At 58.6% G+C, this 22280-nt stretch carries 19 protein-coding genes; 9 read left to right on the top strand and 10 right to left on the bottom strand.

Going from position 1 to position 22280, the window contains the following annotated elements:
• Positions 1-102 precede the first annotated feature (102 nt).
• The 5 genes from ACYU7Q_RS03185 to ACYU7Q_RS03165 form a co-directional block, all read right to left on the bottom strand.
• The gene (locus ACYU7Q_RS03185; RefSeq protein WP_460607984.1) at positions 103-1596 is read right to left on the bottom strand and encodes an MFS transporter; all 1494 of its coding nucleotides are present in this window, start codon (positions 1594-1596) and stop codon (positions 103-105) included.
• A 70-nt stretch (positions 1597-1666) separates the two neighbouring features.
• Positions 1667-3238: a hypothetical protein gene (locus ACYU7Q_RS03180; RefSeq protein WP_460607983.1), complete on the bottom strand. Its 1572-nt coding sequence runs from the start codon at positions 3236-3238 to the stop codon at positions 1667-1669.
• Positions 3239-3409: 171 nt separating this feature from the next.
• Positions 3410-3832, bottom strand: coding sequence for an IS1/IS1595 family N-terminal zinc-binding domain-containing protein (locus ACYU7Q_RS03175; protein ID WP_460607982.1), 423 nt, complete (start codon positions 3830-3832; stop codon positions 3410-3412).
• A 95-nt stretch (positions 3833-3927) separates the two neighbouring features.
• Positions 3928-4860, bottom strand: coding sequence for a zinc-binding metallopeptidase family protein (locus tag ACYU7Q_RS03170; protein ID WP_460607981.1), 933 nt, complete (start codon positions 4858-4860; stop codon positions 3928-3930).
• A gap of 91 nt (positions 4861-4951) precedes the next feature.
• Positions 4952-6217, bottom strand: a complete 1266-nt coding sequence (locus ACYU7Q_RS03165; protein ID WP_460607980.1) for an MFS transporter — start codon at positions 6215-6217, stop codon at positions 4952-4954.
• A 255-nt stretch (positions 6218-6472) separates the two neighbouring features.
• On the opposite strand from ACYU7Q_RS03165, the gene ACYU7Q_RS03160 reads away from it, so the two are divergent.
• Positions 6473-7384: a flavin reductase family protein gene (locus ACYU7Q_RS03160; RefSeq protein WP_460607979.1), complete on the top strand. Its 912-nt coding sequence runs from the start codon at positions 6473-6475 to the stop codon at positions 7382-7384.
• 27 nt (positions 7385-7411) lie between these two features.
• Here the strand turns inward: ACYU7Q_RS03160 and ACYU7Q_RS03155 are convergent, their stop codons facing one another.
• The 3 genes from ACYU7Q_RS03155 to tsaE form a co-directional block, all read right to left on the bottom strand.
• Complete coding sequence (locus tag ACYU7Q_RS03155; protein ID WP_460607978.1) at positions 7412-7777, bottom strand: hypothetical protein; 366 nt, start codon at positions 7775-7777, stop codon at positions 7412-7414.
• A 138-nt stretch (positions 7778-7915) separates the two neighbouring features.
• A complete protein-coding gene (locus tag ACYU7Q_RS03150; protein ID WP_460607977.1) occupies positions 7916-9142 on the bottom strand; it encodes an alanine dehydrogenase in 1227 nt (408 codons plus the stop codon).
• A gap of 101 nt (positions 9143-9243) precedes the next feature.
• Complete coding sequence (gene tsaE, locus ACYU7Q_RS03145) at positions 9244-9681, bottom strand: tRNA (adenosine(37)-N6)-threonylcarbamoyltransferase complex ATPase subunit type 1 TsaE (RefSeq protein WP_460607976.1); 438 nt, start codon at positions 9679-9681, stop codon at positions 9244-9246.
• A 249-nt stretch (positions 9682-9930) separates the two neighbouring features.
• Between tsaE and ACYU7Q_RS03140 the strand changes: the two genes are divergently transcribed.
• Both ACYU7Q_RS03140 and ACYU7Q_RS03135 read left to right on the top strand, forming a co-directional pair.
• Positions 9931-12357 (top strand): TonB-dependent receptor domain-containing protein, encoded by a 2427-nt coding sequence (locus ACYU7Q_RS03140; protein WP_460607975.1) that lies wholly within the window; start codon positions 9931-9933, stop codon positions 12355-12357.
• Positions 12358-12426: 69 nt separating this feature from the next.
• Positions 12427-13683 carry a pyridoxal phosphate-dependent aminotransferase gene (locus ACYU7Q_RS03135; RefSeq protein WP_460607974.1) on the top strand — a complete coding sequence of 419 codons (1257 nt, stop codon included), beginning with the start codon at positions 12427-12429 and terminating at the stop codon, positions 13681-13683.
• A gap of 29 nt (positions 13684-13712) precedes the next feature.
• Here the strand turns inward: ACYU7Q_RS03135 and ACYU7Q_RS03130 are convergent, their stop codons facing one another.
• Together ACYU7Q_RS03130 and porX are read right to left on the bottom strand one after the other, a co-directional pair.
• Positions 13713-14267, bottom strand: coding sequence for a hypothetical protein (locus ACYU7Q_RS03130; RefSeq protein ID WP_460607973.1), 555 nt, complete (start codon positions 14265-14267; stop codon positions 13713-13715).
• Positions 14268-14345: 78 nt separating this feature from the next.
• The gene (gene porX / locus ACYU7Q_RS03125; protein ID WP_460607972.1) at positions 14346-15914 is read right to left on the bottom strand and encodes a T9SS response regulator signal transducer PorX; all 1569 of its coding nucleotides are present in this window, start codon (positions 15912-15914) and stop codon (positions 14346-14348) included.
• A 258-nt stretch (positions 15915-16172) separates the two neighbouring features.
• Between porX and ACYU7Q_RS03120 the strand changes: the two genes are divergently transcribed.
• The 6 genes from ACYU7Q_RS03120 to ACYU7Q_RS03095 all read left to right on the top strand — a co-directional run bounded on the left by ACYU7Q_RS03120 (position 16173) and on the right by ACYU7Q_RS03095 (position 22267).
• Positions 16173-17402 (top strand): HD domain-containing protein, encoded by a 1230-nt coding sequence (locus ACYU7Q_RS03120; RefSeq protein WP_460607971.1) that lies wholly within the window; start codon positions 16173-16175, stop codon positions 17400-17402.
• Positions 17403-17474: 72 nt separating this feature from the next.
• Positions 17475-18515, top strand: a complete 1041-nt coding sequence (gene lpxD, locus ACYU7Q_RS03115) for a UDP-3-O-(3-hydroxymyristoyl)glucosamine N-acyltransferase (protein WP_460607970.1) — start codon at positions 17475-17477, stop codon at positions 18513-18515.
• Positions 18516-18624: 109 nt separating this feature from the next.
• Positions 18625-20019 (top strand): bifunctional UDP-3-O-[3-hydroxymyristoyl] N-acetylglucosamine deacetylase/3-hydroxyacyl-ACP dehydratase, encoded by a 1395-nt coding sequence (locus ACYU7Q_RS03110; RefSeq protein WP_460607969.1) that lies wholly within the window; start codon positions 18625-18627, stop codon positions 20017-20019.
• Positions 20020-20126: 107 nt separating this feature from the next.
• Positions 20127-20933, top strand: coding sequence for an acyl-ACP--UDP-N-acetylglucosamine O-acyltransferase (gene lpxA / locus ACYU7Q_RS03105; protein ID WP_460607968.1), 807 nt, complete (start codon positions 20127-20129; stop codon positions 20931-20933).
• Between the two features lie 116 nt (positions 20934-21049).
• On the top strand, positions 21050-21700 hold the full coding sequence (locus ACYU7Q_RS03100) for an ABC transporter ATP-binding protein (RefSeq protein WP_460607967.1): 651 nt from the start codon (positions 21050-21052) through the stop codon (positions 21698-21700).
• 204 nt (positions 21701-21904) lie between these two features.
• Positions 21905-22267, top strand: a complete 363-nt coding sequence (locus tag ACYU7Q_RS03095) for a hypothetical protein (protein WP_460607966.1) — start codon at positions 21905-21907, stop codon at positions 22265-22267.
• Positions 22268-22280 lie beyond the last annotated feature (13 nt).

Below are 22280 nucleotides of genomic sequence, written 5' to 3'. Positions count from 1 at the left end.
GGTGCGCCGGGGAAAGCGGCCGCTCGTCAATTTAGTAAAAAAGCCACTGGCCCAGCGGACCAGCGGCTTTTTCGGGCATGGGTTAGTCGCGGGACGGGCTACCTAAGCGGCCGGAGAAGGCTGGTCTTCAATGAGCTTGACATTGCGCACATCTTTCATGTAAGCCATGCCCACCAGGAAGCAAATCAGGGCAATGACCACCGGGTAAATCAGGCCCACGATGCTGCTGTGCTCCTTGGCAAACGTGCCCGCCGGCTGCGCCGCCGCCCACACCCCAATGGACGTAGCCACCAGCGGCACGAAGCCGCCGAAAATGCCATTGCCAATGTGATAGGGCACCGAGAGCGACGTGTAACGCACTTTGGTGGGGAACAGCTCGACGAGATAGGCGGCGATAGGGCCGTACACCATGGTCACGAACACCACAAGGCAGAACACCAGCGCAATCATAGCCGGCACATTGGGCGTAAGGGCTTTCATGACGGCGGGCACGGCTTTGCCGGCGGCGTCTACCGTGGCGGGCGTGATTTCGGTGAGCGGCCCGGCAAACGCCTTGATGCCGTAGAACAGCGGCATGGTAAACAGCGCCCCGCAAATCATGCCCGTCATGATGATTTTCTTGCGCCCAATGCGGTCCGACAGCGAGCCGAAATACACGAACAGCGGCGTGGCAAGCAGCATCGAAACCACCATGATGATGCTCGAATCGACGATGTCGAGCTTCAGCGTGGCATTCATGAAGGTGAAGGCCTGAAACTGGCTGGTGTAGAAAATTACGCCCTGGCCCATAGTTGCTCCAAACAAGGCGATGAGCACCAGGCGGCGGTTGATGGGGTTCACGAACGAGTCGCGCAAGGGGCTTTTGCTGGTGGTGCCAGTGGCCTTGGCTTTGGCAAACAGCGGCGACTCGTGCAGCCGGCGGCGGATGTAGTACGAGGCAATCACCAGGAAGCCCGAGAGCAGGAACGGAATGCGCCAACCCCACTCCTTGAAGGCGGGCTCGCCCATCAGCTTGCGGGTGACGAGGATGACTGTGATGCTGAGAATGAGGCCGCCGGTGGCCGTAATCTGGATGAAGCTGGTGTAGTAGCCGCGCTTCTGGTCGGGGGCGTATTCGGCCACGTAGGTGGCCGCGCCGCCGTACTCGCCGCCCAGGGCCAGCCCCTGCAACAGGCGCAGAATCACGACGATAACCGGGGCGGTAATGCCGATGGTATCATAACTCGGAATGAGGCCGGTGATGAACGTGGCCCCGCCCATAATCAGCAGCGTGACCAGGAAGGTGTATTTCCGCCCAATCATGTCGCCGATGCGGCCGAAGAACACGGCCCCGAACGGCCGCACCACGAAGCCCGCGCCAAACACGGCCAGCGCCCCCAGCAACGACTTGGTAATGTCGCCGGATTGCCCAAACAGCACCGGCCCGATGATGGCCGCCAGCGAGCCAAAAATGTAGAAATCGTACCACTCAATCACCGTACCCACCGACGAGGCCGTGATAACCTGCCAGATTTGACTGGTGGGCGTGCTGTTGTTGTCGTGCGCCACCGGGGCATTCACCGCCGCACCATACGGCTGGGTCAAACTCTGTTCCATGTTTTTCAGAAAAAAGTGGGGATTATGAAAGCAAGTGAAAGCGGCGTACGCCGCCGCGCCGGGCGATTGGCTACAGGTACACCTGAAGCTGCATGGTGACTTCGGGGCGGTACTGCACGCTATTGACGGTGGCCGCGCCATTATTGGCGGGCAGGAAAGTCTGGTCCGAAAAATCGGGCCGGGCGCGGTAGTTGAGCGTCACTTTGGCGTTGTGGCCGTCGAGCAGCAGGTTCAGGCCGGCGTCGTACACATTCACCGATTTGCGGCTGCCGTCCGTGTCGTGCAGGCCCTCCCACTCGTTGCGCAGGTAGGCCACGTAGGGCTGCAGGCGGGCTTTGGGGCCCAGCAGATTCTTGGGCAGCAGCAGGCCGGCCTGGGCGTAGTAGCTGTGGCCCGTGCCGATGAGCGGCAGCGCATTGCCGGCGAGGTTGGCCGGGCCGGGGCTGCCCGCCGCCACGCCCGTGCCGGGGTTCAGCAGGCCGGCGTTGCGCACGTAGTTGGGGCCGAAGTCGTAATTATAGTACACGCCATACAGCGTAAGCGCCGTGTTCGACGCGGTATCAATCGGCGCATCGTAGAACACATCGGCGCCGAAGAGTTTGATGTCGTGGGTGGTGGTGGTGGTGAAGGAATCGTAGTTGGCCGGCATGGGGTTGGCCGCCGTGAACACCGGATTGGCATTCGGCCGCGAATACATGCCGTCCCGGTTGTAGTGGAAGCCCGCGCCAATGTTGAAGACCTTCTTGGTGCCCAGGTACGTGCCCGTGGTGAAAGGAAGCAGGTTGGCCTCTTTTTCCAGAAATGAATAGCTGAAGTAGCCCTGGTAAATCTTGTGGTTGTTGTGCGGATTGAAAGCGGCCACGTTGGTGCGCAGGGCAATGGGCCCCTGGGCCGGCACAAAAGGCGTGGTGGCCGTGGCCGGCGTGGGCGCGGCCCCGGTCTGGTTGGTCTGGAACGGCTCATCCACGGCCACGCGGTAGTCGAAACCGCCGATGCGGCCGTGGCCATAAAAGCCCAGGAAGAAGCCAAACTGGTCGGTTTGGTCCAGCGTGGGAAAATTGGTGACCGGGATGTCGTAGGTCATCATGGTGGCCGTGCTGGCGGCCGTCATCCGCGACACGCCCACCTGGTAGTTCAGGCCGCCGCCCACACTGAGGTACTTGTTCACCTTGTACTCCGCCACGACTTCGTGGATGTAGTTGGGAGACCGTTTGGCGGGGCCGTTGGGGTCGTTGGGCAGGCCCCCGCTCAGGGAGGTCTGGTTTTCAATGCCCAGGTCGATGTATGTCATAAACCGGGGGTTGAGCTGGGCCAGCATAATCAGGCGCGCCCGCCGGATGCCAAACGTGGTCTGGTCGCTTTGCAGGCTGCCGTTGCGAATGGTGTTGCTGTTGTTCTGGTTGTACTGCGCCCACATCTGCGCCCAGGTCAGAAAACGCAGGTACTTCGAGCCGTCGGGCGAGAGGTTGATTTTCATGCCCCCGCCGTAGGGGGCCGATTTGGCCGGTGTGGGCACGGCGGGCGGCGGCGCAGGCGCAGCGGGCGCCGGGGCCGTGCCGGTAGCGGGCGGGGTGACCTGGCCGAATGCGGCCCCGGTCATCAACAGGCCACTCAGGGCCAAAGCGTAGCGGGAAGTGTGCATCGTGCTGAAGGAAGAAATAAGTGAGAGTTGCCGCGAAGCTGCCGGTTTTACTCAGAAGATGACACTGGGCACACTCCGGCCCCAAGCCGATTGGTCCGGCAAGTAGCACAACGCCCGGCCCGTTAGCTACCGGCCGGCATCGTTTTGGTAAGCACTATATTTTTCAACGGCTCAGTGCGCCCGGAATCGTTCCCAGCGAATCACCATGAATTTATCGCCCAGCTCCGTCACCACCATGCCCGCCCCTTTCAGGTTGCCAGGCACTTGGAAAAATGCGGCCAACTCGGTATGGTTGAGTATTTTGTAGGTGGGGTGGTAATCGGTCTGGCGCGGGGCTCGCATGCCGTATTTCTTCACCCAGTTCATCACGCTCACGTGGCTCACGCCCAGCAGCCGCTCAATCTCGCGGTAGCTCACGCCCTCGATGTAGAGCTGCAGGGCCTTGATAACGTAGTAGCTGTCTACCTCGCGGCCCAGCTTGGCCACGGTGTAGTGGTAGCCGCAGCTTTTGCACCGAAACCGCTGCCGCTCGTTCACCACGCCACTTTTGGTGGCTTCCTTCGATTCGCACTTGGGGCAGGCAGGAGCTAGCATGGCACAAAAAAGCTGGGTAAAATGCTAAGAAACTATAGGTATTCAGCAAACCTATACCATTTTAGCGAATATACTACTTTTTTGAAAGTGAGTGCTTACTCTCCTATTTCTTTCTGTATAGTCGCCAGCAGGGCATCTAAGGCCAGCCCCAGGCGGCGCATATCAAGCCGGCTTAGGGTGTCGCCGGCCTCATGGTAGCTGTGGTTGCGGTAGAACGCGGTATCGGTCAGCAGTACGGCCGGGAAGCCAAATTTCCAGTAGTTGAGGTGGTCGGAAAAGTCGATACCCGGCAGCCAGGCTGGCGCTTTGAAGCGCTTCACGGGCAAAGCTGCCGCCTGCCGGTAGCGGCGCGCAAACTGCCGCCCGAAGCGGCCATTGCCGAATTTCTGCGCCACGGTCACATAGTTGCCGCGGCTGCCGTAGATGAACTTCAGCGGCCAAATCGGGTAATGCTGGGTGCCGCGCCGGCCATCATAATAGCCCAGCATTTCGAGGGCCACCATGCCGCGCACCGGCACGCCAGCGGCTTTCAGGGAGGCCGCGTGTATGTAGCTGCCCATGTTCGGGGTGCGGAAAAACGGCGGCTCTTCCAGCGTATACGCCACCAAATCGATGCGGTACGGCAGCGCAGGCTGCCGGCCCAACAGGCGGGCTAGTTCCAGCAGGGCGGCCACGCCGGTGCCATTGTCATCGGCGCCGGGCTGGTCGCCGCACACGTCGTAGTGCGCCCCGATTATCAGGCGCGGCCCATCTACAGGTCCAAATGAACCGAGCACGTTGCGGTACGTCTGGCCCCGCACGGCGTAGGGCTGCGTGCCCACCGAGTGCGCCCCGGCTGCCCGCAGATGCTGCTGAATATAGGCCGCCACCGAATCGAGCACGGCCGGGTGCTGGTAGTTGCGCGGCTGCGGCGTGGTGGTGAGAAACTGCAGGTGCCGGTGCAACTGCGCCGTATCGGCCGACGATGGGCTGGCTGCCAGGGCCGGGCCGGATAATTGGAAGAGTAAACTCAGCAAAGCCCATTTCATGCGGCTAAAGCTAGCGCCTCATAACACAAACGGCAGCGCCGGGGAGGGCGCTGCCGTTTGATAATCTGCGTTCCAATTGAAATCGCGCAGCCTATTCTTCCTCCACATAGTCGAGGTCTTTGCCGTAGGTTTCGGGCAGGGTGCTGGCGCTGAAAAAGGCCAGCAGAAGCAATACCGCCCCAATAACGGCGGCCGCACCCACCATGCCCAGCGAGGGGTTTTCTTTCAGCGATTTGAAGGCGAGGGTGACCAGCACGAGGGCCCCACGGGCAAAATTGGGGGCCGTGGTGGCCACAGTGGAGCGGATATTGGTCCCAAATTCTTCGGCTGAAACCGTGACGAACAGCGCCCAGAACCCGCCCGTGTAACCCACGAAAAAGCAGGCCGCATAGAAAGTGGTGGTAGTAGCTCCGTTTAGCCCAAACAGATAGAAAGCCACCGCAATAGCGCTGCCGATGACGAACAGTTGCAAGGTTCGCATCCGGCTTTTGAGCAGCTGGCTGAGGCCGCCGCTGGTGAAGTCGCCCAGCGTGAGGCCGAAGTAGCACCAGGAAATGCTCAGGCCGCCCGTCACGGGCCCTTGCAGGTGGAAGGCCTTGCCAAATTCCGGGGCCAACGTAATGAGGATACCAGCCAGAAACCAGAACGGCACGCCCACAAACAGGCAGCGCAGGTACTTCCAAAACCGGACGCCGTTGGTGAACAAACTCATAAAGTTGCCGCGCCGGGCGGTGCTTTGCTTGGTTTGCTCAAACATGCCCGACTCGAACACGCCGGCCCGTAGCGCAAGTAGCGCCAGCCCCAGCCCGCCGCCGATGAAGTAGGCATTGCGCCAGCCAAACTTACTGCCCACAAAGTAGGCCACCACCGCCCCCGACACGCCCACCGAGGCCACAATCATGGTACCGTAGCCGCGCTTTTCGCGGGGCAGGGTTTCGGCCACCAGCGTGATGCCGGCGCCCAGTTCGCCGGCTAGGCCGATGCCGGCAATGAGCCTCAGCCAGCCGTATTGGTCGATGTTCTGCACGAAGCCGTTGGCAATGTTGGCGAGCGAATAGAGCAGAATCGAGCCGAACAGCACCGAGAGCCGCCCCTTTTTATCACCCAATATTCCCCACAGTATGCCACCCAGCAACATCCCGCCCATCTGCATATTGAGCAGGTACAGGCCCTGGTTGGTCACGGCCGAAGCCTCGGTAATGCCGATATCGTTCAGGCTTTGCACCCGCACGATGCTAAACAGCACAAGGTCATAAATATCAACGAAGTAACCCAGCGATGCCACAATGACGATGGCGCTGAACAAACCCACTTCGGGTCTTACTGCGTTGGGGTCCGGAATTTTGGTTGGGTTCATAGCTACAGAAATTAGGTGACGAACCCTTAACATTACCTGATATTTTATTAACGGTTGCCCGTGCGCCCACCGCCTGCTCTCAACTATAGTACCCTCCGCCCCCAATTCATCTTTACACAATCAGCAAACTGGTTAGGCAACAGGGCTTTTTAGCTCATATTACCCTCGTTAAAAAACGACATTTGTTTAGCACAATCAATTCCTGTCGGGCTAATTGCCATCCGGCATTTTCCGCGGTGTTTCCTTTGCGGCCCTATGACCGATTTTCACTCCCTCACGCCCTCCGACCTCACGCCCGCCCAGTGGCACCCATTCCTGGTGGGCGCGGTGGCTCCGCGTCCGGTCGCCTTCGCCAGCACCATCGATGCCGACGGCCGCGTAAACCTGAGTCCCTTCAGCTTCTTCAACGCCTTCAGCTCGAACCCGCCCATCCTCGTGTTTTCGCCGGCCAACCGCGTGCGCGACAACACCCAGAAGCACACGCTGGAAAACGTGCGTGAAGTGCCCGAAGTCGTCATCAACATCTGCGATTACGCGCTGGTGGAGCAGATGTCCTTGGCCAGCACCGAGTACGGCAAGGGCGTGAATGAATTCACTAAAGCTGGCCTCACCGAGCTGGCTTCTGAGCTGGTGCGTCCGCCCCGCGTGGCCGAAGCACCGGCGGCCTTTGAGTGCGTGGTGGAGCAGATTATCGAGTTGGGCCAGAACAACGGGGCCGGCAACCTCATCATTTGCCGGGTGGTGCGCGCCCATTTCCGCCAGGATATCCTGCTGCCCGACGCCACCGGCATCGACCCATTTAAGTTGGACGCGGTAGCCCGCCTGGGCGGCGACTGGTACTGCCGTGCCAGCGGCCCCAGCCTCTTCGAAGTGCCCAAGCCCAACCGCCACATCGGCATTGGTATCGACCAGCTACCTGAACACCTGCGTAACTCCGACGTGCTCACCGGTAACGAGCTGGGCCGCCTCGCCAACATCGAGCGCGACGCCCTGCCTGCGCCGGAGCAAGTCGAAGAATTTAAATCCGAGCCAATGGTGGCCTACCTGCTGAATAAATACCGAGACGACGCCCCGGAGCTGAAGAAACAGCTGCTGCAATTGGGCCGCCAGTTTCTAGCCGAAGGACGGCTGGTGGAAGCGTGGAAGGTGCTTCAAATCAACTATTAAGGCAACAAGTCAGCAGGCTTTTTAATATTATTTGGTTATGCCACCAAATTCATTGACTTCACGGCCTCCAGAATGAATCATTTGCTGCTTATTCATTTTACGTTCGACAATCACAATGACAACGCCGTTTTGAGAAACCACGTCACTATCGAGTGGCAATTTAGTCTGAGGGCCCCCTAGCCCTCTGTATTCATCAAAAACAACTTCGAGAGTGTCAGTGCCTTTCCATCTTGGATTAGCATATTCAGCAGGCAGCAAAAATTTGGATAAATCATGTTGAAAATCAGATTTCCTCAACAACGTCTGATATTCTGCAAAGCCCCTAGCACCGATATCTAAAGTATAATTAACTACAGCAACAGAGCTGTCTGAATTGTAGAGAGTTTTATTCAATTCAACCGCATCATTGCTTAAGTAATGCGGGCTCCAATCATATCTACAACTCTTTATAAATGCTATTGAAATTATAGTAGCAAGCGTTCCAATCAAAATATTAGACCGCTTCATATTTTCTTTTATCTCTATCCAAATTTAATTCCGCACCGCAATCAGCAGCCCCAATTCTTTATACCGCAGATTAAATTTCTTCGCAATCATCGCATTGGTCAGCGAGCCGCGATAGATATAGACGCCGCTGCGGAAATGCTCGTTGGTGAACAGCACCTCATTGATGCCGCCGTGCTGGCTGATTTCCTGGAGGATGGGCGTGAAGATGTTGCTTAGCGCGTTGGTGGCGGTGCGGGGCACGCGCGAGGCAATGTTGGGCACGCAGTAGTGCACCACGTCGTACTTGCGGAACACGGGCTTGCTGTGGCTGGTCATCTCGCTGGTTTCGAAGCAGCCGCCCTGGTCAATGCTCACATCGATGACGATGGAGCCGGGAGCCATGCTGGACACCATTTCCTCGGGCACCATAAAAGGAATGCGGCCATCTTCTACGGCCAGTGCGCCAATGACGACATCGGCCCGGCGGATTTGCTGGCTGAGCGCAAACGTATCCAACGTGCTGGTATAGAGCTGCATGCCTAAATTATGCTTGAGGCGGCGCAGCTTATAGAGGTGGTTGTCGAACACCTTTACTTCGGCACCAAGGCCGGTAGCGGCGCGCGCAGCAAATTCGGCCACCGTGCCAGCCCCCAGGATAACCACCTGCGACGGCGGTACGCCTGTAATACCGCCCAGAATAATGCCCTTGCCCTCGTTGGAACGGGCCAGGTACTCAGCCGCAATCAACATCACGGTCGAACCTGCTATTTCGCTCATGGCGCGCACCACAGGGCGGGCGCCACTGGGGTCTTTCATCAGCTCGAAGCCGATGGCGTTGATTTTTTTGCGGGAAAGCGCGGCGATGTACTCCGGCGTCATTGAGCCCATTTGGAGGGCCGAAATAAGGGTTTGGTTTGGGTGCAGCAACTCGATTTCTTCCAGCGTGGGCGGGGCCACTTTCAGCAGAATATCGGCCTTGAAAACTTCCTCGGTGGAGTAGGCAATCTGGGCTCCGGCTTCGGAATAGGCGTGGTCGGCGTACTTGCTGGGCTCGCCCGCCCCGGCTTCCATCACCACTTCGTGCCCGGCCGAAACAAGGTGCTGCACGGCTTCGGGCGTGAGGCCGAGGCGGTTTTCCTGGAGCGAGGTTTCACGCGGCATCCCAATGAAGAGCTTGCGTTTGCGCGTTTCCACGGCCAGCATCGATTCCTGCGTGAAATAGGCGCGGCTGGTGGCCAGGGACTCAAAACCGGAGGGTAGCTGCTCGGGCATTTCGGGGAATTATAAATAATAAATTACGAATTAAAAATCATGAACAATTAATATTAATAATGACTGCGCACGGCGGACTATGCGGAAGCAATTTTTAATGCTTAATTAAGAATTCTCAATTCTATTTGACGGGTTTCGTCGGGCAGCACCCGGATGTGTACTTCGAGGTAGGGAACGGGCAACAGGGCCGCCACCCGGGCCGGCCATTCTACCAAACAAAGATACCCGGAATCGAGGTACTCCGCCGCGCCCATTTGCTCGGCCTCGACAATAGAATCAATGCGGTAAAAATCAAAATGATAGATGGGCTCATCGTGGGCATTGCGGTACTCGTTGACGAGGGAAAAGGTGGGGCTACTCACATCGTCGGCCACGCCCAGGGTGCCAGCCAGCGCCCGGATGAGGGTGGTTTTGCCAGCGCCCATCTCCCCCTCGAAGGCCACTACCGAACAGCGGGCTTCGGCAATGGCGGCTTGCAGGCGGGCGGCGGCGGCGGGCAGGGCCGCCAGGGAAGGAACGGTAAGCGTAAGGGGAAGCATTCGGCGAAAATACCGCCTTGCGGCCAGAAACAGGCTTTTTTTTGCCGTATTGCCGTTAAAACCACGTTTTAACTCTTGCCGGTTTTTGCTAAACAATTCATTCCAAAGCTCCTACCTACAGCTTTAACAGCGCTGACATCGGTCGGTCACTGTGCAATGCAGGCTCATGCAACTTGCAATTACGCCTACTGGTCCTTGACGCCCATTCAGCCCAATTGCTATATGTTGCTCCCCTACTTTCTGCATCGTTTGACGTCCGTTCGCGGTGGATTTTTGCTTTTTCTCTTCCTGACCACCCTCGCGGCAGAGGGCCAAAACCGGGTGGCAGTGAACGGCACGGTGCAGTCGGCCGGTGTACCCGTTGAGTTTGCCACCATAACCCTGCACCGCGCGGCCGATTCGGCGGTGGTCAAGACCGAATTCAGCGATGCGCAGGGGCGGTTTCAGCTGGCAGCGCCGAGTGGGGCACGCTACCGGGTGTCGGCGGCGCAGGTGGGATTTGAGCGGTATTGGAGCGCACCGTTTGAGTTGCCGGCCGCCGGGCTGGCGTTGCCGGCCTTTGCCCTTCAAGCCAGCGCAGCCACGGCTTTGAAAGAAGTGACTGTAACGGCCCGCAAGCCGCTGTTTGAGCGCCAGGCCGACCGCACCGTCGTGAACGTGGAGGACAGCCCGCTCACGGCCGGCTCCACTACGCTGGATGTGCTTACGCGGGCACCGGGCGTAACGGTGGGCTCCGGCGATGCGCTGAGCTTGAAGGGCCGCGAGGGCGTGCTGGTGCTCATCGACGGCAAGCGCGTGGCCATGACCGGCACCGAGCTAGCCGATTACCTGCGCAACCTGCCCGCCGACCAGCTCAAAAACATCGAGCTGATTACCAACCCACCCGCCAAGTACGACGCGCAGGGCGGGGCCGGCATCATCGCCATCAACCTCAAAAAAGACCAGCGCCAGGGCACCAACGGCAACCTGAGCGCGAGCTACGGCCGCGGCCGCTACAACAAATACAACACCAGCCTGACCCTGAACCACCGCAAGGGCAAAACCAACGTTTTCGGCACCTACGGCTACGCCGACCGCGAAGCCTTCAATGCCCTGACCATCCACCGCGACTTCCGAAGCGGCACCGAGATAACCGGCCGCAGCGACCAGGAAAACTACATTCTGGTGCGCCAGCTGGTGCATAGCTGGAAGGCCGGGGTCGACTATAATCTTACGCCACGCACCACCTTGGGGCTGGCCGTGAATGGCCAGGCCGCCAACTCGCCGCAGGAAGGCACCAATGCCGCCGTGCAGGCCGACGCCCTCGGCCGCACCACCGCGCAGTACCAGGCCATCAACCTGCGCACGGTACGCACGCCCAACGCGGCGGCCAACCTCAACTTCAAGCACGAATTCGTGGATTCGCTGGGCCACCGCGACCTGACCATGGACGCCGACTACGCCGAATTCCGCAACACCCGCCTGCAAACCCTGGCCACCACTTACACCCTGCCCGTGCAGGCCCCCACTACCCTCACCGGCGACCAGCGCGGCACCCTCGTCATCGAGTCCTTCAAAGCCGACTACACCCAGCCGCTCAGTAAGCAGGCCAAGCTGGAAGCGGGCCTGAAAACCAGCTCGGTCAGCTCCGATAACAACGTGTTGTTCAACCTCACTCAGAATGACGTAACCACCGTCGACCGCAACCAGTCGAACCACTTCATCTACCACGAGAACGTGAACGCCGGTTACCTCACCCTCACGCACACCACGCCCAAAACCACGCTCACCGGCGGCCTGCGCGCCGAGCAAACCAACACCTCGGGCCAGCAGGAAGTGGGCACCGAGTCGTTCCCAACGCGCCATTACGTGCAGCTGTTTCCCAGCGCGGCCATCCGCCGCAGCCTCAACGCCCGGCACGAAGTCGCGCTGTCGCTCAGCCGCCGCATCGACCGGCCTACCTATGGGCAGCTTAACCCCTTCCGCATCTACATCGATGCCACCACCTATGGCAGCGGCAATCCCAGTCTGCGCCCCCAAACCAGCTACAACCTGGAGCTGAGCCACACCTACCGCCAAAAATTCACGACCGAGCTGGCCTGGGCCATCACCAGCCTGCCCATGGTTGGCTCGGTGCAGCCCGCGCCCGGGCCGGGCAATTTTGTGGTGGTGCAGGACGTCAACCTTGACCGGCTCGACACTTATACCATCACCTTCAGCGCGCCCGTGGAGCCCTTTAAGTGGTGGACCAGCAACAACAACCTCGTGGGCTACTACGCCCGCTACATCGGCACGCTGGCCGGCACCGCCCTCGACAAAGGCCAGCCCACCCTCAACCTCACCACCGCCAACAGCTTCACGCTGGGCCACGGCTGGGGGGCCGACCTCACCGGCACGTACCAGTCGCGCCAGCAGCAGGCCTTTTTTGATATTCAGGCCCGGGGCCAGGTGGTGGCCGGCATTTCCAAAAGTCTTTGGGACAAAAAAGGCAACCTCAAGCTGAACGTGGCCGACATCTTCTACACCCAGAAAACCCGCGCCACGTCCACCTACAACAACTACCAAGAGCATTTCTACCAGCGTTTTGATACCCGCGTGGCCACCCTGGCCTTCACCTACCGCTTTGGCAACCAGAAGGTGGCTCCCACCCGCCGCCGCACCAGCGGGGCCGAGGATGAGAAGCGCCGCGCCGGCTAAAAAGCAGGCTTTTCGGCGGCGCTGAAATACCTTCGTGGGCCGAAGCGGCATTCATTTATCCGTTTTCCCATGCAAGTATCCAAGATGGCAGCCGGCCTCATCGGCTCCGAAATCATTCGAATTGGCAACCAGGTAAGCGAGCAGGTGCGCCAGGGCGCGAACATCTGCAACCTGACCATCGGTGATTTCGACTCCAAGATTTTCCCGATTCCGGCCGGGCTCACCGCGGGCATCATCGCGGCCTACCAGGCTGGCCAGACCAACTACCCGCCCGCCGCTGGCATGGGCGAGCTGCGCGACAGCGTATCGGCCTTCCTGAAAACGCGTCAGGGCCTGGAGTACGGCCCCAACGACATTCTCATTGCCGGCGGCTCGCGCCCGCTCATCTACGCCACCTACCGCGCCCTGCTCGACGAAGGCGACCGCGCCATTTTCCCGCTGCCCAGCTGGAACAACAACCACTACTGCCACCTGGTAGGGGCCACGCCCGTAGCCGTGCCCACGCGGCCCGAAAACAACTTCATGCCCACGGCCGCCGACCTGGCCACGCACGTGGCGGGTGCCAACCTGCTGGCCCTCTGCTCGCCGCTGAACCCCACCGGCACCGTATTCACCAAAGAAGGGCTGGAGGAAATCTGCGACCTGGTAATTGCCGAAAACAAGCGCCGCGGCCCCGATGAAAAGCCGCTCTACATCCTCTACGACCAAATTTACTGGCTGCTCACCTTCGGCGGCGCCCAGCATTACGACCCTGTGAGCCTGCGCCCCGAGCTGCGCGACTACGTCATCTACATCGACGGCACGTCGAAGTGCTTTGCCGCCACCGGCGTGCGCGTAGGCTACAGCTTCGGCCCCACCGCCATCATCGACAAGATGAAAGCCATCCTGGGCCACGTCGGGGCCTGGGCTCCCAAAGCCGAACAGGTAGCCATGGGCAAATTCCTGCCCCAAACCGCTGCCGTCGATGAGTTCCTGACCAGCATCAAAGGCCGCCTGCAAAGCTCGTTGCAGGGCCTTTTCGACGGTTTGAAAGCGATAAAAGCCGAAGGCTACCCCGTCGATGCCGTGGCGCCGGCTGGGGCCATCTACCTCACCATCAAAATCGACGTGCTGGGTCGCACCGCCCCCGACGGCACCGTCCTCACCACCACCGCCGAACTCACGTCCTACCTAATTTCCGAAGCCAAGCTGGCACTGGTGCCATTTTCGGCTTTCGGGTCGCCGGCCTCGGAGCCGTGGTTCCGCGCCTCGGTGGGGGCTGAGACGGTGGAGTCAATTCAGGCCGCACTGCCGCGCCTGAAGGCGGCGCTGGATAAGCTGAAATAATTTGATGTAGCATTTTTGGTGTAGCATTACTAAGCTTCGCCATTTACCATCATATCATACCAAACAGCTTTAGTAAGATTGATTTTGACGTTGAAATAACAGTTCCCTCCATCGTCAACTACCAATTCTTCTTTACGCCAATTAGGCCCAGAATTACAGAAACAATTTACCCAAACTTCCTTTTCGCCTTTTGTATTAACCACAACAATAAGCTGACGTCTATACCTACTTAGATTGATGAAATAATTCTCTCGGTGTTTAGCTGCTTCAGGAAATCTCTTTACTATTTCCTGAAAGTCATTCTCCTCAGCTTTGTTTTGTTCAGCAACTGCTTTACTCAGCAAGTCATTTACTTGCAATAATTCCTTGATGCTTAGCTCAGCTGGCTTTGATTTCGGAAACAGATAGTCTGATTTCTGCGCGAATGGCAGAATTGCAAAAGTGGTTGTGTCTAATTCTAGTTGGCTCTCAAGTTCCGTTTTGGAAGCCTGCGCATTTCCACTTTCTATTTGTTGTGCAGGCTGTTTCTGCTTGCTACAAGCAGAAAACATCAGCAAGCCCAGCAATATTTTCCTGTTATTCATCGCAGTAAAATTTCAAGTATAAAAAAGCCCGACAGAACAATATAGTTTCTGTCGGGCTTTTTCAATTATTAAATTTATCTACCCTTTCGGCGTGAGCGTGATGTAAGGAATAATGCATTCCTCCAGCGAAATACCACCGTGCTGGAACGTGTCCTTGTAGTAGTTCACGTAGTAGTTATAATTGTTGGGGTAGGCGAAGAAATAGTCGCCAATCGTAAATACATACGCGGTGCTTACGTTCTCTCGCGGCAGGAAAATAGATTCCGGCTTGCGCACTACGTACACGTCGCGCGAGTCTTCGAAGCCCAGGTTTTTGCCGTGCTTGTAGCGCAGGTTGGTGTTCGTATTGCGGTCGCCCACAATCTTATACGGGCGCTTGCACCGGATGGTGCCGTGGTCGGTGGTGATGATGAGCTTGCCTTTTTTCTCGGCAATTTGCTGCATCATTTCATACAGCGGCGAGTGCAGAAACCACGAGCGGGTGATGCTGCGGTAAGCCGATTCATCGGCGGCCAATTCCCGAATCATGGCCATGTCGGTGCGGGCGTGCGAGAGCATGTCCACGAAGTTGTAGACGATGACGTTGCACTTATAATTGTTGTGCAGATTGCTCATCTTACCCAGCAAGTCCTTGCCAGCCTGCAGGTTGGTCACCTTGTGGTAGCTGTGCTTCACCTTCTGGTTGTTCTTCTGGAAGTTGATTTCCATGAACTCCGCCTCGTGCAGGTTTTTGCCTTCGTCGTCGTCGTCGGTCACCCATAGGTTGGGGTATTTCTTCTGAATTTCGCTCGGCATCATGCCCGAGAAAATGGCGTTCCGCGCATACGCCGTGGTGGTGGGCAGAATGGCGTAGTACATCTCCTCGCTGTCCACCGTAAACATCTCGGTGATAATTGGCTCCAGTACTTTCCACTGGTCGTAGCGCAGGTTGTCAATCAGCACGAAGTACACGGGCGTATCGCCGGTGGCTTTCAGCGTGGGGAATACCCGCTCCTTGAAGAGCTGGTGCGACATGAGCGGTGCGTCCTTGTCATCGCCGTTTACCCAGTCCTCGTAGTTCTCCGTGATGAAGCGGCCAAAATAGGTATTGGCCTCGTCCTTCTGCATGTTGAAAACCTCGGCCATGCTTTTGCCTTCGGTTTCGTTGATTTCAAGCTCCCAGTACACCAGTTTCTTGTACACATCGGCCCACTCGGAGGGCGAAAGACGGTCAGAAAGCTGCATGCCGAGCTGGCGGAAGTCGCGCTGGTAGCCCGAGTTAGTGGCTTCGCTCACGAGGCGCTTATTATCGAGCACCTTTTTCACCGACAGCAAAATCTGGCTGGGGTTCACCGGCTTAATCAGGTAATCGGCAATTTTAGCGCCGATGGCCGACTCCATAATGTGCTCTTCCTCGCTCTTGGTAATCATCACCACGGGCACGGTGGGCCGGATAGCCTTGATTTCGGTGAGGGTTTGCAGGCCGGTGAGGCCGGGCATGTTCTCATCGAGAAACACGAGGTCGTAGCTCTTTTCCTGAATTTCCTCAATGGCATCGGCGCCGCTGTTGACGGGCGTTACGTCGTAGCCTTTCTCCTTGAGAAACAGTAGGTGTGGCTTGAGCAGGTCGATTTCGTCGTCGGCCCAGAGGATGGTGGTTTGTTGCATAGTGGGGACTTGGGTCTTGGGGACTTTAGCGTCTTGGCTAATCAACTTAACGTAAGACGTCCCGAATGGATATATAGCGGCGCGGCTGCGTTTGCCAGCCGGCCTCCCTGCGAAGGGTTGAGCTTGCCCAAACGGCCTGCCGTAGCTTCGCGTTCAGTTATTGACGGGCGGGCCCTGCAAATGTTGCCTGTTTTTGCCCATTCGCTGCGTATTCCTACTGTTCTGTTTTCTGCCCGTCATCCCCTCCCCGCCCGTTCCGTGAACAAAAAGAAAATTTTCAACGACCCCGTTTACGGCTTCGTCACCATCCCGACGGAGTTTTTGTTTGACCTGATTGAGCACCCGTATTTCCAGCGGCTGCGGCGCATCCAGCAGCTCGGCCTCACGGGTTTTGTGTACCCCGGGGCGCTGCACACGCGCTTTCACCACGCGCTGGGCGCCATGCATTTGATGTCGCTGGCCCTGCGAACACTCAAGGATAAGGGCGTGAAGATTTCGGCGGCCGAGGGCGAGGCCGCGATGGCCGCCATTCTATTGCACGACGTAGGCCACGGCCCGCTGTCGCACGCGCTGGAAACCGCCATTTTCCAGGATGTGCCGCACGAGCAGCTGTCGCTTTTCCTCATGCAGCGACTCAACGCCGAATTTCACGGCAAGCTGAGTTTAGCCATTTCGATGTTTGACGGCAGCTACGGGCGGCCGTTTTTTCACCAGCTGGTGAGCAGCCAGCTCGACATGGACCGCCTCGATTACCTCAACCGCGACTCCTTCTATACCGGCGTGGAGGAAGGCCGCCCGGGGGCCGACCGTCTCATCAAAATGCTGCGCGTACATGATGAGCGGCTGGTGCTCGAAGAAAAAGCCGTGTACTCGGTCGAGAATTTCCTGGTGAGCCGCCGGCTGATGTACTGGCAGGTGTACCTGCACAAAACCGTAACGTCGGCAGAGCAAATGGTTATTCGGGTGGTGCAGCGCGCCCGCGACCTGGCCCGCCAAGGCGTGGAAGTGCCCGCCAACAGCTGCCTGGGTTACTTTCTGGGCCGCGCCGTGAGCCTGGACGAGTTCGAGAAAAATGAGAAAATCCTCAGCCATTTCGTCGAGCTTGACGACTACGATATCTGGTCGGCCATTAAAACCTGGGCCGGCCACACCGATATCGTGCTCAGCTACCTCGCCAAAAGCATTCTGCACCGCAACCTGCTCAAAATCGTGCTGGCGCCCGAGCCATTTGATGAGGAATTCCGCCTCGGCATCCAGGAGCTCATCGCCGAGAAATTTAAGCTGCCGATGGAAGAAGCCGAGCTGCTCATGATTCCGGGCCGCCTCAGCAACAGCGCTTACAACGCCGAAAGCCAGGAACCCATCGAAATCCTGACCAAAAAAGGCGACGTGGTGAACGTAATGGAAGCCTCCGACCTACCCAACATCCGCGCCCTGAGCCAGCGCGTGGAGAAATTCTACATCTGCTACCCGAAGGAGATTGTATAATCTCCGATTATCATCTGGAGCAGACTGACTCCCCAGGCTAAAAACAGAAACCGCCGCCTAATTTTGCGCCTTATGGAATTTACCGTTCAGCAAATTGCCGAAGTTCTCGGCGGCACCGTGGAGGGCGACGCCACTCTGCGTATCTCCAGCCTGGCCAAGATTGAAGAAGCCCAGGCCGGCTCCCTCACCTTCCTCTCGAACAGCAAATACGAGCCTTTTCTCTACGAAACCGGCGCTTCGGCCGTCATCGTGGGCCAGGCCCAGGAGCTCAAGCAAGCCATCGAACCAGTTCTTATTCGGGTCGAAAATCCGTACACTGCATTCAGTCAGTTGCTGGAATTTTACGCTCAGGCCACGCGCACAGGCAAGCGCGGCGTGGAGCAGCCTTCGTTCATCGCGGAAAGCTCCGAGATTGGGCCAGGGCACTACCGGGGGGCATTTTCTTACATCGGCGAGAACTGTAAGCTGGGCGAAAATGTGCTGGTGTTCCCGCACGCCTACATCGGCGACCGGGTCACGATTGGCGCGGGCAGCATCATTCACGCTGGCGCTAAGATTTATCCCGATACCGTCATCGGTCAATTCTGCGTCATCAAAGCCGGCGCGGTGGTTGGTTCCGATGGCTTCGGCTTCGCCCCGCAGCCGGACGGCTCCTATAAAGCCATTCCGCAAATTGGCAACGTGGTGCTCGAGGACTACGTGAGCATCGGGGCCAATGCCACCGTGGATTGTGCCACGCTGGGCTCGACGCGCGTGGGCCGGGGCAGCAAAATTGACAACCTTGTGCAGTTGGCCCACAATGTAGAAATCGGCCAGCATACGGTCATTGCTTCGCAATCGGGCATTGCCGGCTCGGCTAAAATCGGTGACTATTGCGTGCTGGCGGGGCAGGTGGGCATGGCCGGCCACGTCACGCTGGCCAACAAGACGACCGTCACCGCACAGTCGGGCGTGGGCAAGAATGTGAAGCAGGAAGGCACCATCCTGCAAGGCTCCACGGCCTTCGACTTCAAGCAGAACCAGCGCGCCCAAATCGTTTTCCGCCGCCTGCCCGAGCTGGAACAGCGCGTGGCCCAGTTGGAGAAGGCGAAAAACGCGACAGAAAAGCCCTAGCTTTGCGGCCGGGTTTCTGGTTGCTGATGGTTCGTTTCCGGTTGCCGGTTGTTTATCAGCCCCATCCAAAGCGAGAAAGCAGCAACGAGCGACCAGAAACTTACTGAGAATGAACGACAAGCAACACACCATTCAGGCACCCGTGACGGTGCGCGGCATCGGACTGCACACCGGCGTAGAGGCTACCATGACGTTTTGCCCCGCTCCGGTGGGCCACGGCTACAAGTTTCAGCGGGTGGACATGCCCGGACAACCCATCGTCGATGCCGACGTGGACAACGTAGTGGACCTAAGCCGCGGCACCACCATCGAGCAGAACGGTGCCCGCGTCAACACCGTGGAGCACACGCTGGCCGCCCTCGTGGGCCTGCAGCTCGACAACGTGCTGATTCAACTCTCCGGCCCCGAGCCACCCATCATGGACGGGTCATCGGCCGAGTTCATCAAGGCCCTGACTACGGTCGGGTTTGAAGAGCAGAACGCGCTGCGCAACTACTACGAAATCCCGGAAAGCATTCGGTACGTGGACAATGCGCGCGGCGTCGAAATCGCGGCCCTGCCCCTTTCCGACTATCGCCTCACGGTGATGGTGGACTACAACTCACCGGTGCTGGGCTCGCAACACGCCACGCTCACGGATATCGGCCTGTTCAGCGAAGAAATTGCGTCGTCGCGCACGTTCTGCTTTTTGCACGAGCTGGAAATGCTCTACAAAAACAATCTCATTCGCGGCGGCGACCTCTCCAACGCCATTGTGGTCGTGGACCGCGTGGTGAGCGACGACGAGCTGACCGACCTGGCCAAAATGCTGGGCAAGCCCCGCGTGTCGGTGAAGAAAGAGGGCATCCTGAACAACGTGGACCTGCGCCACAAAAACGAGCCCGCCCGCCACAAACTGCTCGACCTCGTGGGCGACCTCGCCCTAGTGGGCCGCCCGCTGAAAGGCCAGATTCTGGCCGCCCGCCCCGGCCACGCCGCCAACGTCGCCTTCGCCAAGAAAATCAAGAAGAAGATGCTGGAGTCGCGCACCAATCCGGTGCCGATGTACGACCCCAACCGCGAGCCGGTGATGGATATCAACCGCATCATGCAGGTGCTGCCCCACCGCTACCCGTTCGTGATGATTGACAAAGTCATTCACCTGGACGACCAGGTGGTAACGGCCGTCAAAAACGTGTCCATCAACGAGCCTTTCTTTCAGGGCCACTTCCCCGGCAACCCGGTAATGCCCGGCGTGTTGCAAATCGAGGGCCTGGCCCAAACCGGCGGAATTCTGGTGATGAACACCGTGCCCGACCCCGAGAACTACTGGCAGTATTTCCTGGGCATTGAGAATGCCCGCTTCCGCAAGAAAGTCCTGCCCGGCGACACCATCGTTTATCATTGCCAGTTGCTGGCTCCCATCAAGCGCGGCATTGCCAAGATGCGCGGCCAGGCGTTCGTGAACGGCAAAGTGGTGTGCGAAGCCGAAATGAGCGCCGCCATCGTTCGCAGAGACGCCTAATTCATTTAACAATTAACAGTTATCATTTAACAAGACCTAAGGCTACTTACAATGAACCAAGCCTTTACTTTCTGTTAAATGTTAAATGATAAATGACCACTGAGTACATGATTTCCCCCCTCGCCTATATTCACCCTTCGGCTCGCCTCGCGGCGAGCGTCACCGTCGAGCCGTTTACGACCATTGCGGCCGATGTCGAAATTGGGGAGGGCACCTGGATTGGGCCAAACGTGACCATCATGAATGGGGCCCGCATTGGGGCTAATTGCCAGGTGTTTCCGGGCGCCGTGATTGGGGCCGTGCCGCAGGATTTGAAGTTTGCCGGTGAGCAAACCACCGCCGTTATCGGCGACTACACCGTGATTCGGGAGTGCGTGACCGTGAACCGTGGCACCGTGGACCGTGGCGAAACCCGCGTCGGCAGCCACTGCCTGCTGATGGCCTACGTACACATCGCCCACGACTGCGTAATCGGCAACCACTGCATTCTGGCCAATGCCGTGCAGGTAGCGGGGCACGTCGAGGTGGGCGACTACGCCATCGTCGGCGGGTCGTCGGCAGTGCACCAGTTCGTTAAAATCGGGGCACACGCCATGATTTCAGGCGGCTCCTTGGTGCGCAAGGACGTGCCGCCGTACGTGAAAGCCGGCCGCGAGCCCCTCTCCTACGCCGGGGCCAACTCGGTGGGCCTGCGCCGCCGGGGCTTCTCCGAAGACGCCATCAATATGGTTCAGCAGCTGTACCGCACGCTCTTTCTGGGCGGCCTCAACAACCACGATGCCCTGACGCAGATTGAGCGTGAGCTGCCGGTTTCACCGGAGCGCGACCTGGCCGTGGAATTTGTGCGCGCCGCCACGCGGGGCATCATCAAAGGCCCCAAGCGCGGCCGGCCGGACGGCAGCGAGTCGGAGTAAGAATTAATCATTGCATTCCAACCAGCACGTCGTGCTGAGCGCAGCCGAAGCGTTTCTACCACAGAAGTAATCATTTACTCTCTCGGTTGAAATGCTTCGGCTGTGCTCAGCATGACGTGCTAATTTTAACTGACTACTTGCAAATCGACGCTACCGGCTTGGGCAAGCGCTTCCAGCGCGACTGGATTTTCCGGGGCCTGACGCGCGTTTTCCGGCCGGGCAGCGCCGCGGCCGTCCTCGGGCCCAACGGCGCGGGCAAGAGCACGCTGCTGAACACCTTTTCGGGGCAATTGCTCCCTACCGAGGGCACGCTGACGTATTCGCTGGCGGGCAAAAAACTGGCCGTGGAGGACGTGCCCCGGCACCTGGCCTACGCCGCGCCCTACCTGGAGCTGCTGGAAGAGCTAACGCTGCTGGAGATGCTGCAATTCCACACCCGATTCAAGCCGCTGCGGCCCGGCGTGACGCTCGACCAGCTCATTGGCATCATGTACCTGGACAGGGCGCGGCACCAGCTGGTGCGCGAGTTTTCGTCGGGCATGAAGCAGCGCCTGAAGCTGGGGATGGCGCTGTATGCTGATGCGCCCCTGCTCCTGCTCGACGAGCCCACCACCAACCTCGATACCACCGGCGTGGCCTGGTACCAGGAGCATGTGCAGGCCACTCGCGCCGGCCGCACCCTGCTGCTCAGCTCCAACGTGCCGGCCGAATACAGCTTTTGCGACGAGCAATTGGTGGTAACAGACTTTCAGGTCGTGCGCGGATAGCAGCGGTGGCTTTAATGTGGCCAACTTCCTGATATCTTGTTTGGAAGACCAAGCTAGCAACTCTACAAAAGCCCCATTCCCAAGCTTGAGCTTAACTTTTTATCAAAATCATCGCCGTAAGAAGGGAACTGAAAAACCATTGCAGCCGTATCTTCGCCGCCTACTCAAGCATCTTTTCTCACCTCAACCTAATCCGCCCCGGCCATGATTGATGACGACGACCTGGACGACGACTTGCTCGACGACGACGACACCCTGGACTCCTACGCCAAGAAAGGCGGCGCTGCCGCCATCGGCAACTCCGAAGACCGCCTCTCGGCCAAATACGCCGACTACCTGATGTGGACCGACACGGGCTCCTCGCACGACGAAGCCCTGGACCTGGCCAACATGACGGAAGAAGAGTTCGTGGAAGCCGAGCGGGCCGAAAACTCCGACCGCGGCGGTTTCACCAGCCTCGACGATGAGGAGGATGAATTCGCTGATGACGACGACGATGACGACGAAGGCTACAGCAGTGGCCGGGGCAGCCGCCGCGGCAGCAGCTTCGACAGCGACGATTACTAAGAAACCTCCGCGT

The sequence above is a fragment of the Hymenobacter terrigena genome (assembly GCF_054776515.1).
This window is presented reverse-complemented; position numbering and strand designations above follow the sequence as displayed.

What these genes read in the sequence shown, in the direction of transcription:
- tsaE (WP_460607976.1), bottom strand. Translation starts at nt 9,681, where the DNA reads ATGCTTCCCCTTACGCTTACCGTTCCTTCCCTGGCGGCCCTGCCCGCC.
- lpxA (WP_460607968.1), top strand. Translation starts at nt 20,127, where the DNA reads ATGATTTCCCCCCTCGCCTATATTCACCCTTCGGCTCGCCTCGCGGCG.
- ACYU7Q_RS03170 (WP_460607981.1), bottom strand. Translation starts at nt 4,860, where the DNA reads ATGAAATGGGCTTTGCTGAGTTTACTCTTCCAATTATCCGGCCCGGCC.
- ACYU7Q_RS03110 (WP_460607969.1), top strand. Translation starts at nt 18,625, where the DNA reads ATGAACGACAAGCAACACACCATTCAGGCACCCGTGACGGTGCGCGGC.
- ACYU7Q_RS03180 (WP_460607983.1), bottom strand. Translation starts at nt 3,238, where the DNA reads ATGCACACTTCCCGCTACGCTTTGGCCCTGAGTGGCCTGTTGATGACC.
- ACYU7Q_RS03175 (WP_460607982.1), bottom strand. Translation starts at nt 3,832, where the DNA reads ATGCTAGCTCCTGCCTGCCCCAAGTGCGAATCGAAGGAAGCCACCAAA.
- lpxD (WP_460607970.1), top strand. Translation starts at nt 17,475, where the DNA reads ATGGAATTTACCGTTCAGCAAATTGCCGAAGTTCTCGGCGGCACCGTG.
- ACYU7Q_RS03165 (WP_460607980.1), bottom strand. Translation starts at nt 6,217, where the DNA reads ATGAACCCAACCAAAATTCCGGACCCCAACGCAGTAAGACCCGAAGTG.
- ACYU7Q_RS03135 (WP_460607974.1), top strand. Translation starts at nt 12,427, where the DNA reads ATGCAAGTATCCAAGATGGCAGCCGGCCTCATCGGCTCCGAAATCATT.
- porX (WP_460607972.1), bottom strand. Translation starts at nt 15,914, where the DNA reads ATGCAACAAACCACCATCCTCTGGGCCGACGACGAAATCGACCTGCTC.
- ACYU7Q_RS03150 (WP_460607977.1), bottom strand. Translation starts at nt 9,142, where the DNA reads ATGCCCGAGCAGCTACCCTCCGGTTTTGAGTCCCTGGCCACCAGCCGC.
- ACYU7Q_RS03160 (WP_460607979.1), top strand. Translation starts at nt 6,473, where the DNA reads ATGACCGATTTTCACTCCCTCACGCCCTCCGACCTCACGCCCGCCCAG.
- ACYU7Q_RS03095 (WP_460607966.1), top strand. Translation starts at nt 21,905, where the DNA reads ATGATTGATGACGACGACCTGGACGACGACTTGCTCGACGACGACGAC.
- ACYU7Q_RS03185 (WP_460607984.1), bottom strand. Translation starts at nt 1,596, where the DNA reads ATGGAACAGAGTTTGACCCAGCCGTATGGTGCGGCGGTGAATGCCCCG.
- ACYU7Q_RS03130 (WP_460607973.1), bottom strand. Translation starts at nt 14,267, where the DNA reads ATGAATAACAGGAAAATATTGCTGGGCTTGCTGATGTTTTCTGCTTGT.